Source organism: Vibrio sp. 9-16B-A1, from assembly GCF_056726165.1.
In genome coordinates this window covers 21,107-34,733 of sequence record NZ_JBSDZD010000008.1, presented here as the reverse complement: position 1 = coordinate 34,733, position 13,627 = coordinate 21,107, and the positions used below count along the sequence as shown (strand labels likewise).

Annotated in this window: 16 protein-coding genes; all 16 read right to left on the bottom strand. The window is 52.3% G+C overall.

Annotated elements, in window-relative coordinates; genetic code table 11:
• Window positions 1-19: 19 nt before the first annotated feature.
• The gene (locus ACVB80_RS13910; protein ID WP_481081891.1) at window positions 20-487 is read right to left on the bottom strand and encodes a hypothetical protein; all 468 of its coding nucleotides are present in this window, start codon (window positions 485-487) and stop codon (window positions 20-22) included.
• A complete protein-coding gene (locus tag ACVB80_RS13905) occupies window positions 477-1,205 on the bottom strand; it encodes a PilW family protein (protein ID WP_481081890.1) in 729 nt (242 codons plus the stop codon). Before ACVB80_RS13905 ends, ACVB80_RS13910 begins: the two co-directional genes overlap by 11 nt.
• Window positions 1,205-1,801, bottom strand: coding sequence for a type IV pilus modification PilV family protein (locus tag ACVB80_RS13900; protein ID WP_481081889.1), 597 nt, complete (start codon window positions 1,799-1,801; stop codon window positions 1,205-1,207). Before ACVB80_RS13900 ends, ACVB80_RS13905 begins: the two co-directional genes overlap by 1 nt.
• Window positions 1,788-2,288: a prepilin-type N-terminal cleavage/methylation domain-containing protein gene (locus ACVB80_RS13895; protein WP_481081888.1), complete on the bottom strand. Its 501-nt coding sequence runs from the start codon at window positions 2,286-2,288 to the stop codon at window positions 1,788-1,790. Before ACVB80_RS13895 ends, ACVB80_RS13900 begins: the two co-directional genes overlap by 14 nt.
• A gap of 100 nt (window positions 2,289-2,388) precedes the next feature.
• A complete protein-coding gene (locus ACVB80_RS13890; RefSeq protein WP_481081887.1) occupies window positions 2,389-2,871 on the bottom strand; it encodes a type II secretion system protein in 483 nt (160 codons plus the stop codon).
• Between the two features lie 19 nt (window positions 2,872-2,890).
• On the bottom strand, window positions 2,891-3,385 hold the full coding sequence (locus ACVB80_RS13885; RefSeq protein WP_481081886.1) for a prepilin-type N-terminal cleavage/methylation domain-containing protein: 495 nt from the start codon (window positions 3,383-3,385) through the stop codon (window positions 2,891-2,893).
• A gap of 45 nt (window positions 3,386-3,430) precedes the next feature.
• Complete coding sequence (locus ACVB80_RS13880; protein ID WP_481081885.1) at window positions 3,431-3,997, bottom strand: prepilin-type N-terminal cleavage/methylation domain-containing protein; 567 nt, start codon at window positions 3,995-3,997, stop codon at window positions 3,431-3,433.
• Window positions 3,998-4,081: 84 nt separating this feature from the next.
• Window positions 4,082-4,543 (bottom strand): hypothetical protein, encoded by a 462-nt coding sequence (locus tag ACVB80_RS13875; RefSeq protein ID WP_481081884.1) that lies wholly within the window; start codon window positions 4,541-4,543, stop codon window positions 4,082-4,084.
• A 2-nt stretch (window positions 4,544-4,545) separates the two neighbouring features.
• Window positions 4,546-5,766: a type II secretion system F family protein gene (locus ACVB80_RS13870; RefSeq protein ID WP_481081883.1), complete on the bottom strand. Its 1,221-nt coding sequence runs from the start codon at window positions 5,764-5,766 to the stop codon at window positions 4,546-4,548.
• Between the two features lie 3 nt (window positions 5,767-5,769).
• Window positions 5,770-7,503 (bottom strand): MSHA fimbrial ATPase MshE, encoded by a 1,734-nt coding sequence (gene mshE / locus ACVB80_RS13865; protein WP_481081882.1) that lies wholly within the window; start codon window positions 7,501-7,503, stop codon window positions 5,770-5,772.
• Entirely contained in the window at window positions 7,493-8,692 is a 1,200-nt protein-coding gene (locus ACVB80_RS13860; RefSeq protein ID WP_481081881.1) for a tetratricopeptide repeat protein, read from the bottom strand. Before ACVB80_RS13860 ends, mshE begins: the two co-directional genes overlap by 11 nt.
• Window positions 8,689-9,534 (bottom strand): ExeA family protein, encoded by an 846-nt coding sequence (locus tag ACVB80_RS13855; RefSeq protein ID WP_481081880.1) that lies wholly within the window; start codon window positions 9,532-9,534, stop codon window positions 8,689-8,691. Before ACVB80_RS13855 ends, ACVB80_RS13860 begins: the two co-directional genes overlap by 4 nt.
• A gap of 3 nt (window positions 9,535-9,537) precedes the next feature.
• Window positions 9,538-11,208, bottom strand: a complete 1,671-nt coding sequence (gene mshL / locus ACVB80_RS13850) for a pilus (MSHA type) biogenesis protein MshL (RefSeq protein WP_481081879.1) — start codon at window positions 11,206-11,208, stop codon at window positions 9,538-9,540.
• A gap of 20 nt (window positions 11,209-11,228) precedes the next feature.
• The gene (locus tag ACVB80_RS13845; protein WP_481081878.1) at window positions 11,229-11,558 is read right to left on the bottom strand and encodes an MSHA biogenesis protein MshK; all 330 of its coding nucleotides are present in this window, start codon (window positions 11,556-11,558) and stop codon (window positions 11,229-11,231) included.
• Window positions 11,551-12,195: a type 4a pilus biogenesis protein PilO gene (pilO, locus tag ACVB80_RS13840; RefSeq protein WP_481081877.1), complete on the bottom strand. Its 645-nt coding sequence runs from the start codon at window positions 12,193-12,195 to the stop codon at window positions 11,551-11,553. The genes ACVB80_RS13845 and pilO overlap by 8 nt, the downstream gene beginning before the upstream one ends.
• Window positions 12,195-13,613, bottom strand: coding sequence for an MSHA biogenesis protein MshI (locus ACVB80_RS13835; RefSeq protein ID WP_481081876.1), 1,419 nt, complete (start codon window positions 13,611-13,613; stop codon window positions 12,195-12,197). The genes pilO and ACVB80_RS13835 overlap by 1 nt, the downstream gene beginning before the upstream one ends.
• Window positions 13,614-13,627: the final 14 nt, after the last annotated feature.

Genomic DNA, 13,627 nt, shown 5'->3' with positions numbered 1-13,627 from the left:
TAACAAACGGACATACATATTACTCAATTCCTCTCGCCCACACTTCCTGCTCGCGCTGGACTTCAAACTCTCCATTAACCTGACCACAGGTCGCGGTAGAGGTTACTTTGAAAAACGTCAGGTCTTGACCGCCATTGATAATCGTACAATCAATACGAAGCTTGTGGCATCGATTTTCTGTAGCCCCCAGAAGAGAAACTGCAGCAGACTGAGCTGCAGGACTATCTTCATCATCACTGATTCTCTTCAATAAGTCGCACTGATCAGATGGGCTCACACCAGAGTTCAACGGAAACAAATATGTAAGTCCCCACTCATTTCCAGAGTGAGCCAAAAACCAGGCCTGGGTTCCCAGCACTTCCCGGGTCAGGGTATCCTGATTTGACCACTCCAGGCGTGTCAGGGTCAGGCCAAGCATCCCCATAACCACTATCACAAAGATGGCAATAATCAGCACACTGCCAGACTGCTTTCTTCTACGGAACATTCAGCACCTGTACGTCATGTTTGTAATCACTTCGCTCACCGTCCTGCTCAAAGCTCAGCTCAATATGCACCAGGCCACCACGGACCAGCGAGGCCTGTACATAATCAAATCCACCCAGCCTTACATTTTCTGCAATTTTTACCGCTGCAGACGTACCGACCTGCTTAGTCAGCTCACTCCCGGTAATGCAGTATTGGATCTGCTTATCCGGGTCATAGATATAATGCCGTCGTCCTACGGATTGACTCGGCAACGCAGCGGAAACAGTGAATACCGGAGACGCTGATGACACAGAGGTGTCTTCAGCAAGAGAGGATACGTCAATTGAAGATGTTGAGGCCTTATCCAGGTCCTCATAACGGGAAGGATTGATCACCAGATAATCGTTGCTTCCCAGCGTATTTGGCGAACTATCATTACCTAACACAAACTGAATCGCAGCACTGAGCGGACGCTCAACATAAAAGCCCGAGTACTTAATCGGATAAAAAAACAGACAGCCCCCTTCATCCTTGAAACTATTAGGAATCGCATGACGTATTTCGCGTGACATTTTCTCAATAGCAAAGCGGGCCTGGTTCTGCAGAGCCTGGCGCTGGACCGAATCGGCATACCCTTTGGTCCCCAGCTCAAGAAAACCAGCAATAGCCAGAAACATTACTGACACCACCAAAATGGTGACCACCATTTCAATTAATGTAAAGCCAGCCTTTCGCATCAGTAGTTTCCTTTATATGCCACAAAGCGGTAACTGCCATATTTTCCCGGATAGACGGTCAGGGTGATCTTCTTAAACACCTGACCCGTTGCCCCCTGAAGACCAGCACTGGTATCGTACTCCATTTTAACTTCAACCCTGAAGTTATAGTAAGTATCATCCAAATCCACATCCAGTAACAGGTCTTCAAGCTTTCCCGCTTCCGTCGCAATGCATTCACTTTTGGTACTGTCTGTATACCAACAACCCATATAGTCATCGACATCATTGAACTGTTCAGGTGTTTCAAAAACACCATCGCCATCAGGGTCATCCGGACCAAATTTATCGGTTTGTGTACACTGGGTGGGAGAGCTCCCCTCACTGCATCTAGAAATACCACCATTGAAGTCACTATTCTGATCAAAAGCGCGCGACAAAATCTCGGACATAACACTCTGAGCCAGTGCAGATGCACGTACCTGATAATGAGCACTGGCTGAGTTTTCTATGCGTGGATAAAGCACTGTTACCAGTACAGTCATGGAAATGCCGAGAACGACGATGGCAACGATACTCTCAATCAGGGTAAAGCCACGTGCTTTATAGGCAGTCATTCACAAAGCCCTCCCTGTTAATGCACACTTTTAATTTCTCAGAACCGTTATTCAGAATGATTTCAGGGATCGCATGAAGATCAGTTAAACCAGCACAACCAGCACAACCAGCCCCCGATATACACTTTGGAACTCCTAACAAATCAAACTCTATCGTCATTTCCGGAGAAAATGTAAAACCAGGGCCGGAGATCACAACGCTGTCACTGCGATTTTCGCTGCACCCCATTCCTGAAGAGATACAGTTGCTTTTTACCAGCAAACGGTAACGACGGTGCTTGCCTGCATAATCAGGGTTCTCAATATTGGTCTGCATACGACCAAGCTGGATCTGGCGAATAATGGTAATTGCCTGCTCTCTGGCAGCATAAGAAGAAAACTGACCGGGGCCGCCGTAACGTGAAGCAGCATAAGAAGCGACTATTGCGATAAGCAACAGAACGACAATAAGTTCAATAAGGGTAAAACCTTTTGATCTATAGGTCATAGGTTATACACCAAAGACAAAATTAAATGATGGGAAGCTCTGTTTAATCCTGCTGATTTGGTAACAGGATTAAACAGAGCCTCTGATGAGGCTCTGGATATTAATTACAGTTTGAAATAACGTAGTTAGGATCTTCTCCCTCACTCACTGGTTCAGCATAAGCAACATAACAGGAGCCAAGCGCACCGCTAACGGAGGTACCTTTAAATGTAAATGCCACATAATAGTCACCCGGTGCATCTTCCACCTCAGTAACTACCTGCCATTCACTGTTCAAATCCAGCTGCATAGCATCTGCGAGAGAATCTTTTCTCGGGTAGCCATATGCCGTATAAATAGTCGTGCTTCCGGAGCTGACCGCAGAGGAAGTGCCACGGTCAAAACCTTCAAGCCCTTTCACTGCAGCCTTCCCATATACAATGTTTGAAGCGCCAACAACTGCACCTTTCAGCCCGTTCAGAGCTGCATTTCTTGCATCATTTTGCAGATTCAGAAACTTTGGCGCAGCAGTCACAGCTAAAATACCCAAAATCACGATGACAACCACCAGCTCAATAAGAGTAAAGCCCGACTGTTTTTTCATTTCAAACCCTTGGAATTAGTTACTTACAGGCACTATCTTCAACTTTTGCTGATGCAGCTGCAGCAGAGGTCGCAGCTGTATAAGTCAGATAACATTTTGAAGGAATACTGCCTTTTGCTTGTCCGCTGTAGTCTTTAAATGTCAGGAGAATTTCAGCACCTGCGCTATCCGAGCCAGCAGAACCAGAAACAATCGCCCAGTCATCACTAAAGTTTGCGATGGTCGCTACAATGCCGTTTTCAGCAGCTGTAGGATAACCATGAATGGTATCCACAGTGCCAGTTCCTGCGCTTACTGCCACTTTAGTGCTGCTGTTTTCCTTACCAGCAATAGCCGCTTTACCATAAACGATACCCGCACCACCACTTACCGCACCTTTCAGTCCGTTCAGTGCTGCATTTCGGGCATCACCCTGCAGGTTAAGGAACTTAGGCGCTGCCGTAACCGCAAGAATACCCAGAATTACAATTACCACCACCAGTTCAATCAGGGTGAAACCGCTTTGCTTTTTCATCGTTACATCTCTCTGTGTTTAATTAAAACGCAATAACCAAAGGAGTTACTGCAATTCCACGGTCACACGACCAGTTTTGATTTCATAAATAAATTTGTGGTCACTGCCTTCCTGCTGAACGTAAGTGCAGGTGCTTTCAGCATTATTTGCCTGTGCAGTGTATTTCAAATCTCCGGAAGTGGATGTAACCTCATCGACTTTCGGTGGGTTTTGCAGCAGATTTTCCATCAGATCCACACATGCCTGTGAAGTCAGTGCTGCTGGTGCGGATGTTTCATCTGTTTTTTTCAGTGCTATCGGATAACCGTCACGGTAGCCGCTGTCTGTTCCATCGCTGTTAAATGAGCGGGTCAGCCAGAAGTCCACACCGTCGTATTCGATCCAGTGCTGCTTGCTGTTACCGACACCGTTACCCGGACGGCCTTTGGCTTCCCACTGGGCGCGGGCTGAAAGTACGCCAGTCGCATAACCACCAGCAACCCCTTCAATACTGGCCTTTTTTGCCTCATCCGTGACATTCAGAAACTTGGGCAGTGCGGCGGCAGCCAGCAGGCCCAGAATCACGATAACTACTACTAATTCAACTAATGAAAAACCACTCTGTTTTTTCATTGATTTTACCTATGCAAGAAAAAAAAGTTTGCGACGCATTTAACGCCGTATTATATCGTATGCGTGTCCTGGTTCCTATTTAGATCACCATGCATCCGCCAGTTTTCCGACAGAAATTGACAAATTTCTGTCGGTCAGTGCCAGCTCAATCTGATAGTGATGGCTGAACTGATAACGGCACACGTATTGACCCGAATCTGAAATCAGAGTCACTTCCGGTGATGTCACATAACCCCGGTTTACATTGGGAAACAGGGTCTCAAACCACCAGCTGCAATCCACGGTGTTTCCCCTTAGCGGTGTTACCCAACCGTTTTTATCAAACTGCACCACCTGGCCTTCAATCTCCATTGAGGCCGGCTGTTTCTCTACCAGCCACAGCTGCCGGTAGCGGTTGGCCCTCTGGTTAATCTGATTGACCACTACACTGAATGCGGTGTGCTCTGCTTCCTTCTCCACCCGGCTCCAGTGGAACCCGAATACTGCAATCAAAATGGAGATCAGAAACATCCACAGTATCAATCTGGGATTCCATACCTGCGCCATGCTTACCCCTTGATCACATCCAGCATGCCCCACATCGGCAGGAATATACCCAGCGCCAGCAACAATACCATGCCAGCCACAATCAGCAGCAGCAGTGGCTCGATTCTGGCGGTCAGGGTTTTCAGGTCATAATCCACTTCCCGGTCATAAAAGTCAGAGACTTCGAGCAACAACTCATCAATCCGACCGGTCTCTTCCCCCACAGAGATCATCTGGATCACCAATGGGGTAAATATCCCGCTCTGAATCGCGGTGGCCGATACCGTACTGCCCGCCTCGATTGCCGCTTTCATTTCCAGTACCCGAAGTTCCAGGAAACGGTTCCCCAGCGCTTCACCGGACAGAGCCAGCGACTGATTGAGCGGCACGCCCGAGCGAAGCATCAGGGCAAACGTACGCGAAAAACGCGACAGCTGCGCCCGGTTGACGATGTCACCGACAATCGGTACCCGCAGGCGAAACTTATCCCAGGCTTCGCGTCCGTCAGCAGTACTGAGCCAGGCGCGGAAAGCAAACAGCGCTGCAACCATGGCTGCCAGCATCCAGCTCCAGTACTCAACAAAGAAGTTCGAGGTTGTAATGAGGATCCTGGTCGGCAGCGGCAGGTCAACACCAAACCGTGAAAACATACTGGCAAACTGCGGTATCACCTTGATGTTGAGCACAAACATCGCTGCGGTGATAAAAACAATGACAAACGTCGGGTAACGCATTGCGGTCTTGATCCGCTTACGGGTTTCCAGCTCCTGCTCGTAATAGTTCGATAGCTGCAACAGGGCTTCATCCAGGCGACCGGTGTTCTCCCCGACATGGATCATGGAGACAAACAGCGGACTGAACACCCGCGGATGCAGCTGCATGGAAGCGGACAGGCTGCGACCGTTGGTCAGCTCATGGCCCACCTCCTCCAGCGCATGCTTAAGCTGCTTATTAGCACAGTTCTGCACCAGGCCTTTAATCGAACGCAGCAGAGGTACCCCGGCCTTGGTCAGGCTATAGAGCTGACGACAGAAGATCACCAGCACTTCCAGCGGGATGGCCGGAGAAAACAGGGAGCTGAAGTCCGCTCCGGCAGCGCTGGCCGTTTTTCCTGGCGTGATCGAAGTTGGCAGCACGCCTTTATTGATCAGTGCCTCTGCGGCCAGTTCTTCCGTTGGTGCATCCACCTGACCACTGACTTTGTTGCCTTCCAGGTTGCGTCCCTGGTATCGAAACGTCGCCATTGATTACCCCTGAAGATAGATCGGCTCAGCCGAACCCGAAGTATCCCCTTCGCCCAGATGCATCACCTCATCCAGACTGACGATACCTTTCAGGGCCAGCTCCATTGCTGAGGCCAGCAGAGGCTTATAGCCCGGGGACTGTCTCGCCTGACGGGCAAACTCAACGGCATCTCCGGCACGCAGGGCGTCCATCATGTGCTGTTCAAGCTCCAGCAGCTCAAAGACACCAATACGCCCACGATAACCAGTCAGGTTACAGTTTTGACACCCACGGCCTTTGAAGAAGGTCGCGTGTTCCTGGTTCGGAAAGCGGGAAATCAGCCACTGATGACGGGACTCTTCCACCTCATCGTGTGTGGCACAATCCGGACAGATTTTTCTGATCAGACGCTGAGCCAGCACAGCGCGCACCGCACTCGCCACCAGATAGCCTGGCGCGCCCATATCCATCATCCTCAGCGCACTGTCGACCGCATCGTTGGTATGCAGGGTGGTCAGTACCAGGTGACCTGTCAGTGCGGCCCGCAGGCCAATTTCAACCGTTTCATGGTCACGCATCTCACCCACCAGGATAATATCCGGGTCCTGACGCAGGAAGGTACGCAGCACGGTAGAGAAATCAAGGTCGATTTTCGGGTTCACCTGAACCTGATTCACCCGCTCAAGACGGTATTCCACCGGGTCTTCAGCGGTAATGATCTTTTTGCCCGGCTCATTAAGCTCGGACAAAGCGCCATAAAGGGTAGTGGTTTTACCTGAACCGGTTGGGCCGGTTACCAGGATCATACCGTGCGGACGGCGAAGCTGCTTGCGCAGACGCAGCAGCAAATCTTCCGGCAGGCCGGACTCTTCCAGCTTGCGAACCCCGGCCGTCTGGTTAAGCAGACGCATCACCACAGACTCACCGTGCTGCACCGGCATGGTCGACATACGGATATCGACCGACTGACCTTTGGCACGGATGTTAAACCGGCCATCCTGCGGAAGACGTTTCTCTGAAATATCCAGATTCGCCATCAACTTAAGACGCAGTACCAGTGCAGAGGCAATATTGACTTCGTTAAGCAGGGTTTCGTGCAGAACGCCATCTACCCGCTGGCGCAGGCGCAGTACGTTCGCATCCGGCTCGATATGAATATCAGAAGCCCCTACCTGAATCGCATCTTCAAACAGTGAGTTGATAAGTTTTACGACGGTGACTTCATCGCTGTCATCTTCATCGCCAAAGGAGAAATCGAACCCTTCTGACGTCTGGTGTTCAGCCTGCAGCTGCTCAGCAAAAGAGGCGATCTCTTTGGTGCGGCGGTAGTAACGGTCGAAACCATCTACCAGCTGGCGCTCAGGTGCGATAACAAAATCAATCTGATACTGCTGAAGCTGGCTCAGCAGGGATTCCTGGGCAAACAGGTCCGCCGGATCACTCATCGCAACCCGCAGCACATCCCCCTGACGGCCAACCACCAGCGCGCGAAGACGACGGGCGTGAACTTCCGGCAGGATCTGCACCGCTTCTACGTCAATTGTGGCGCGGTTAAGGTCGATCAACGGCAGGTTCAGCTGCTGAGACAGGAAGTTCAGCATCTGACTCTCAGTCAGAAAGCCCAACTGAATCAGGGTGTCACCCAGTTTTCTTCCGGTCTGCTTCTGATGGGAGAGCGCCTCCTCAACCTGCTGCTCGGTAATGATGCCTTCTTCAACCAGCAGGTCACCAAGCCTTTTGCGGAGTTTAATTTGCATTGGCCTGAGCCTCCTGCTGTTGCTGAATTATCGTCAGACGACTGCGGATAAAGGTATGGGTCTTGCTCGACAGACCGACCCGGTTCAGGGCTTTGGTATACGAAGCCTTGGCCTGCTCAAGCTGTTTGGCCCGCTCCTGCTCAATGCCAAGTCCCAGCCACCATTTGGCGTTGCTTTCATCGAGTTCAGCCAGCAGTTGGTAGCTCTCCAGTGCCAGTTCTGAATTTTTAACTTTCTGGGCCAGGCCTGCCCGCGCAGCAAGGTAATCTGTCCCCGGCTGTGGTGGCAGAGGTTCAACCACACCGAGCGCTACTGCCGGCAGGTTCTCTTTGACCAGCACGTTCACCAGCGCCAGGCGCAGCGACTGACTGTCCGGGTCAAGCTCGACGCCTTTATTCAGGGTATCCACGGCGCGGCGGACATCCCCCCGCCCGTAATAGAGCGCTGCCAGCTTTTTGCGGATCACTTCATCATGCGGGGTATATTTGAGGGCGTTCTTATATTCACTGATCGCCCGGCCAAGATCGCTGGCATCAAGGGCTTTTTGCGCCCGGGCTGCAGCCTTGGCCGCCAGTTGTTCATGGGTCAGTTCGACCTGCTGCACGGCCATCGAGCCCTGTTCGACCTGCTCAGACTGCGCCGGAGGCTTAGGGGCTTTGGGTTTTGGTGCCGGAGCCGCTTTGGCTTTCACCTGCTCTGCTTTTGCCACTTTTGGAGCCGGAGCCGTTTGTACCGGTACCACGCGCTTTTGTTCAGGCGGCTTCTGTTTCACCACTTTTGGAGCCGCCGCCGGGGCTGGCGTTTTCGCAGCTGGCTTTGGCTGCAGTGCCTTTTCAGTTGCAGCAGCCTGAGCGGGCTCTGGCTGATAGATCTGCGCCACAGACTGAGTAGCACTTTGCCGGGTTGGCGCGATCTCTTCAGCCGCCTCTGCCGGGGCCACAACAACAGTTTCTTCTACCTGTACTGATTCTGTCACCACAGGCTGCGACACCTGAGCGACTTTCTGCTCAGGCTCTTCGCCGGTGATAGCCCAGGCACCCACGCCCAGGCTCAGCAGTACGCCCACACCGATCCAGACCAGCTTGCCGCTGCCCGTGGATACCGGTGCAACCTCCACCTTTTCCAGCGGCGTTTGCGTACCGTTTTTTTTCTCTGTCATTCCGGACAGGGCTTTATTCATTACGCTCATGACAATCCCCATCCCCACAGGACTGGTGTTTTAAATTTCGGTTTGACGGTATCAAGGGTATCGTTAATCGCTTCAAACACGTGTACGTTGCCGATATGTGTAGCCTGTTCTGTGCTCGCCAAAATAAGTGCTTTGTGACAGACCTGATTTATCAGTCTCGGCACTCCTTTCGAAGCCCGCCAGACAGCCTTTTTCACTTTCTCTTCAAACAACCTGGCGTTACCGCCACTGACGCTGACCCTGTGGTCGATATATGCAAATGTCTCCGCCTGGGTCAGGGCCCGCAGTGACGCATTAAAGGTAATGCGTTGTCTCAGCTGGCGCAGGTGATTCTGCTCCAGGCGGGCATCGAGCTCAGGCTGACCAAGCAGCACAATTTGCATCAGCTTTGCATGCTCAGTTTCGAGATTACCAAACAGGCGAATCGCTTCGAGTGAGTCGTTACTCAGCGCCTGGGCTTCATCCGCCAACACCACCACCCTGCGTCCCTGTTTATGCAGTTCCAGCAGGCGGGTATGGATTTCGTCCACCACGTTACCAGACTCCGCCAGATCGATTTCCAGCTCCCGGGCGACGGCCAGGCGAAGCTCTTCCGGGTTCAGCTGGGGATTGGGCAAATAAACCAGTGCGACTTCCTCTGCCAGCTGATTGATCAGCATCCGGCACACCATGGTTTTTCCCGTGCCGACTTCACCGGAGACCTTAATCACCCCCTCACCCATATCAATTGCAGACAGCACGGTCTGAATTGCCTCGTAGTGCGGTGGCAGCCCCTGAAACAGCTCGGTGTTTGGCGTCAGGGCAAACGGGGCCTGTGAAAAACCGTAAAACTCCAGATACATAAATTACTCTTCCGGGAACCACTCATTCAGCAGATCGCGTGAGCGCTCCAGCTCACCCTGCCAGGTATTCACACCCACTACAGTAGGCTTGAGCAGGATAACCAGCTCGGTCTTCTGGGTCAGTTTGGTCACGTTACGGAACAGGTGGCCAAGACCCGGAATATCCCCAAGCAGCGGCACTTTTGAGACGTTATCTACATGATTGGACTTCATCAGACCACCGATCACCACCACGTCACCAGTACGGGCACGGATCACCGAATCGGACTCCCGGATCGAGCTTTTTGCCAGTGGCACATCAATTTCAGTCGTGCCCAGCTTGAACTGCTTGTTCTGGGTCTGAACATCGATCACCGCAGGGTGAACGTGCAGCAACACGAAACCGGAGTCATCGATCTGAGGCGTTACGTCCAGCGAAATACCAGAGAAAAACGGTGTCAGCTCCACATCGGGGGCCACGTTGGCTTCATTACCACTGCCCACCACGCTTGAGATATCCGTTACGAAGTACTCGTCCTGACCAACCTTAATCACCGCTTTCTGATTGTTCGCCGCCGTTACGCGCGGGCTGGAAAGCACATTCAGGTCACCCTGAGTCGACATAAAACTCAGCACGGCATCAAAGTGACCGTCAGAAATCGTCAGGTTTGTCTGGCCACCAAGCAGACCACCAATGGTATCCAGTCCCGGCAGGGCAACCGGAACAATTGAACCATCAACCTTGTTCACCGTTCCGCGGCTGGTTGAAATGGTGGTACCACCAATAGTCTGACTCAGGTTGGCCCAGTTGATCCCCTGCTGGTAACCATCGCTGAGGGTTACTTCAAGGATCTTCGCTTCCAGGATCACCTGGCGCTGCATGCGCTCCTGAGAGATCCCCAGGAACTGCTTGATCTCACGGATTTCATCCGGGTAGGCACGAACTGTCAGTACACTGGCCTGCGGAGAAACCACCACGCTGCGGCCATTTCCGTTGCCGATCAGGGCACCCACTGCTTTTTCAAGCTGAGGCCAGAAATCACTCTCACTGCTGGTTTCAATCTCAATACCGCCAGTGGTACTGGTCGACTTGCTGCTGCGGCCCGATGAAGAGTTTGAACTGCTGGATGATGAAGAACTGCTGCTGGAAGAAGCAGTACCTGAGCCGCTGTTATCCTTGCTGGTAATTGAGCCAGTGGTAATCGATGTCAGCGATCGGCCAAGGCGTTTAAACTGCAGGTAATCAATCGCAATCGTCTCGGTACGCAGACCCGCCGGGTAGATCTGAATCACCTTGCCGCTTTTCACTACGTCAAAGCCGTACATATCACGCACCACGTCCAGCACTTCGTCCAGGGTCACATCACTCAGATTGACCGTGATACGCCCCTGCACATTCGGGTGGATAGCCGCGCTGTATTCCGTGCCTTTGACCAGACTGGCAAAGAAGGTTCGCGCTTCCACGCCATTGGCCTGAACACGAAAGCGTTTCAATGGCCCGCCCGAAATCATCGGCTGACCGTCCAGCTGAGGCATCAGATCGTCTTCCACCGACGCCGGCAACTCATCAAGGGCACGGCTGTTAGCTTCATTCACGGCCTCATTCAGCGCCTGCTTTACCTCTTCAGGGTTCCGGTGCCCCATGGCACAACCCATCAGCGACGCGATAAGAATTCCCACTACTAGTTTACGCATATCTCGTTATAAGCCCTGGCTCAATATTTCACTTCTTTGCTAAACAGCTCCAGACGCCACTGCCTGGCGCCCTGTTTAACGATGACAAACTCTGGTGTTACCTGGCTGGCAACAAACCCGTTTACTTTTTCGCCCGGCGCAACGACTTTGTTATCCAGTACCGCGACACAATCGGCGCCATTTTCACAAACGATGGACTGCAGACTGGGCAGGCGAAAACGCTTTTTCGGCCGGGTCTGCCCGGTTGCTTTTTTCGGTGCCGTCCAGCCGAGCGGTGCCGTCGGGTCCTGGGCGGCATTCACAGAAAAACTGAACACAGTCGCCACTACTACAACAATTAATCTACCCACCAATAAACTCCTGTCCGGTTCCCAGGGTATAGACTTCAAGGGTCAAATCTGCGAGTGGATACTCACTTACCTGATACTGAAAACTGCGCCAGAAATAACGTACCGGCATACTTTCAAGTTTGGATAAATACGCCTGAATTGCAAAGTACTGACCAGAAAGATGAATTCTTACCGGATGAATATAGTAACCAGCGTATCCCTCCCCCCGGGAGGTAGTAACCGGCTCAGCCGGCAGGGATTCCAGCGAGTGAAGCTTAAGGCCCTTGCTGTCGAGCAGCACCTGCTCAAGCAATCCGGCCATCTGATCAGGAGTCACCAGATTCTTCACTATCTCTTCAAACTGGCTGTCGAGCAGAGCGCTCTGCTTTTGCAGATCAGCAAGGCGAAGATCGATCTCTTTGTCCGGATCGGTTTTCAGTTGCTGCGTGACGCGGATAATTTCATTATTTGCCCGCTGGATACTCTGCTCAATGCTCTGTTTTTCACTAATTTGTTGCTGCTTTTTAGCCAGCGCCGGATCGAGCAAAAAGGTCATCATTAACATGATCACACCCACCATCCCACCGATCAGGATCAGCCATTTTTCCCGCCCGGTGAGCGCGGAAAATTTTTCGCTCAGGGAGTCAAACCATTCCATTATTTACTTCCCCCGCGTTTGGTAACCAGCTCAAAGGTGATGACATCATCCTCGTTACGGCCTATCTTCAGCGCTTCGAAACGACGCCCGACCAGATCCAGCTCATTGCGGAACTGTTTAATCCAGTTAGGAACGGAGTTCGGCTCCCTGGCCAGCCCGGTAACATTGAGTACATTCGGGCTCAGGGTAATACTCGACAGGGAGATGTCATTACGCCCAAGGCGCGCCAGCGCGCTCATGATCCCGGAATAACCGGCCTGTTTGGCCTGTTTAAACTGACCTACCGCCACAAGGGATGCCTGCTTGGCATTGATTTCTGCCTCCAGCCGCTCTGCCGCATTCAGTTTGGATGGTGACGGTGTGTGCTGCTGCGCCAGTGCCTGTAATTGCTGCAACTGCTGATTGATCTGCCCCGCCTGCTGGCTGAGCTGACTGATCTGCGCCTGACGCTCTGAGTTCTGATAACTGATAAAGCCATAGGCCAGCCCCATCACGATCGCCACCGCCCCCCAGCCTGCAACGACAGACTGCAGGGTAAACAGCTCCTTTTTTGGCTTGAGGTGAGCCGGATAGAGGTTAATGCCAATGTCGGTGTGCTGTGCAGCGCGGGTGCTGAGCAACAGGCCGGACTGGATTTTATGTTCCTGAAGGGGCTGCACTTTAACGCTCAGACGCTCTTCCAGTGCCTGTACCAGCTCGGCATCATCTTCGTCATCACAACACAAATGCAGCTTGTGGAACTGAGCCTGTTTCACCTGGGAAGAGAGATAATCCACCGAGCGCTGCAGTTCCAGCGCCAGGCCATCAATAAGCAGGCTGCTGCCCATCTCCCCGGTCAGCGGAGCTGATACGCCGCGAATGGTCCGGTTAAAGCAGGCCTGGTGACCAACAAATGCACTGATTTTAAAACTGCTTTTGGTGCTCTGATGGAGTAAAAGAAAGTCTGGCATGTCCGCCAGGCTCTGACCCCATAGTTCGTCTTCCGGCAGGATGTGAGACAGGGAGAGCTGAAGCTTTTCGCACAGAGCCAGAATGGGAGCCAGGACTCTTTTGCTGAGTACATAGGCCTGAATGCGGTTCCCGCCCGGCAGCGGTATCGCGTCTGCCACGATATCCGTCACCCGTTCAGAAACCAGGTCTTTGAGCAGGAATGGCAGCCCCACCGGCCACTCTTCACGTGGCAACTCGGGCTTTTCCAGCTGGAAAGTCTGATAATGGTGTGCGCTGAGCGTCACGATCAACTGATCGCCCGGCTGAGCATGTTCCGTCAGCGCATCGGTCAGCGTCTGAAGCCAGCCGGCAGACTCGATTTCAAACCGGCTGTTTTCTTTGCCTTTGGCAAGGTATACGGCATCTTCGAGCACCGCGACACTGATCTGTCCGGCACTGCCTTTACGATGACGCAGTTTGTCAATCAACGAGGCAAAGCTCT

What these genes read in the sequence shown, in the direction of transcription:
- ACVB80_RS13855 (WP_481081880.1), bottom strand. Translation starts at nt 9,534, where the DNA reads ATGTATCTGGAGTTTTACGGTTTTTCACAGGCCCCGTTTGCCCTGACG.
- ACVB80_RS13885 (WP_481081886.1), bottom strand. Translation starts at nt 3,385, where the DNA reads ATGAAAAAGCAAAGCGGTTTCACCCTGATTGAACTGGTGGTGGTAATT.
- pilO (WP_481081877.1), bottom strand. Translation starts at nt 12,195, where the DNA reads ATGGAATGGTTTGACTCCCTGAGCGAAAAATTTTCCGCGCTCACCGGG.
- ACVB80_RS13910 (WP_481081891.1), bottom strand. Translation starts at nt 487, where the DNA reads ATGTTCCGTAGAAGAAAGCAGTCTGGCAGTGTGCTGATTATTGCCATC.
- ACVB80_RS13890 (WP_481081887.1), bottom strand. Translation starts at nt 2,871, where the DNA reads ATGAAAAAACAGTCGGGCTTTACTCTTATTGAGCTGGTGGTTGTCATC.
- mshE (WP_481081882.1), bottom strand. Translation starts at nt 7,503, where the DNA reads ATGCAAATTAAACTCCGCAAAAGGCTTGGTGACCTGCTGGTTGAAGAA.
- ACVB80_RS13905 (WP_481081890.1), bottom strand. Translation starts at nt 1,205, where the DNA reads ATGCGAAAGGCTGGCTTTACATTAATTGAAATGGTGGTCACCATTTTG.
- ACVB80_RS13860 (WP_481081881.1), bottom strand. Translation starts at nt 8,692, where the DNA reads ATGAGCGTAATGAATAAAGCCCTGTCCGGAATGACAGAGAAAAAAAAC.
- ACVB80_RS13900 (WP_481081889.1), bottom strand. Translation starts at nt 1,801, where the DNA reads ATGACTGCCTATAAAGCACGTGGCTTTACCCTGATTGAGAGTATCGTT.
- ACVB80_RS13870 (WP_481081883.1), bottom strand. Translation starts at nt 5,766, where the DNA reads ATGGCGACGTTTCGATACCAGGGACGCAACCTGGAAGGCAACAAAGTC.
- ACVB80_RS13880 (WP_481081885.1), bottom strand. Translation starts at nt 3,997, where the DNA reads ATGAAAAAACAGAGTGGTTTTTCATTAGTTGAATTAGTAGTAGTTATC.
- ACVB80_RS13895 (WP_481081888.1), bottom strand. Translation starts at nt 2,288, where the DNA reads ATGACCTATAGATCAAAAGGTTTTACCCTTATTGAACTTATTGTCGTT.
- ACVB80_RS13875 (WP_481081884.1), bottom strand. Translation starts at nt 4,543, where the DNA reads ATGGCGCAGGTATGGAATCCCAGATTGATACTGTGGATGTTTCTGATC.
- mshL (WP_481081879.1), bottom strand. Translation starts at nt 11,208, where the DNA reads ATGCGTAAACTAGTAGTGGGAATTCTTATCGCGTCGCTGATGGGTTGT.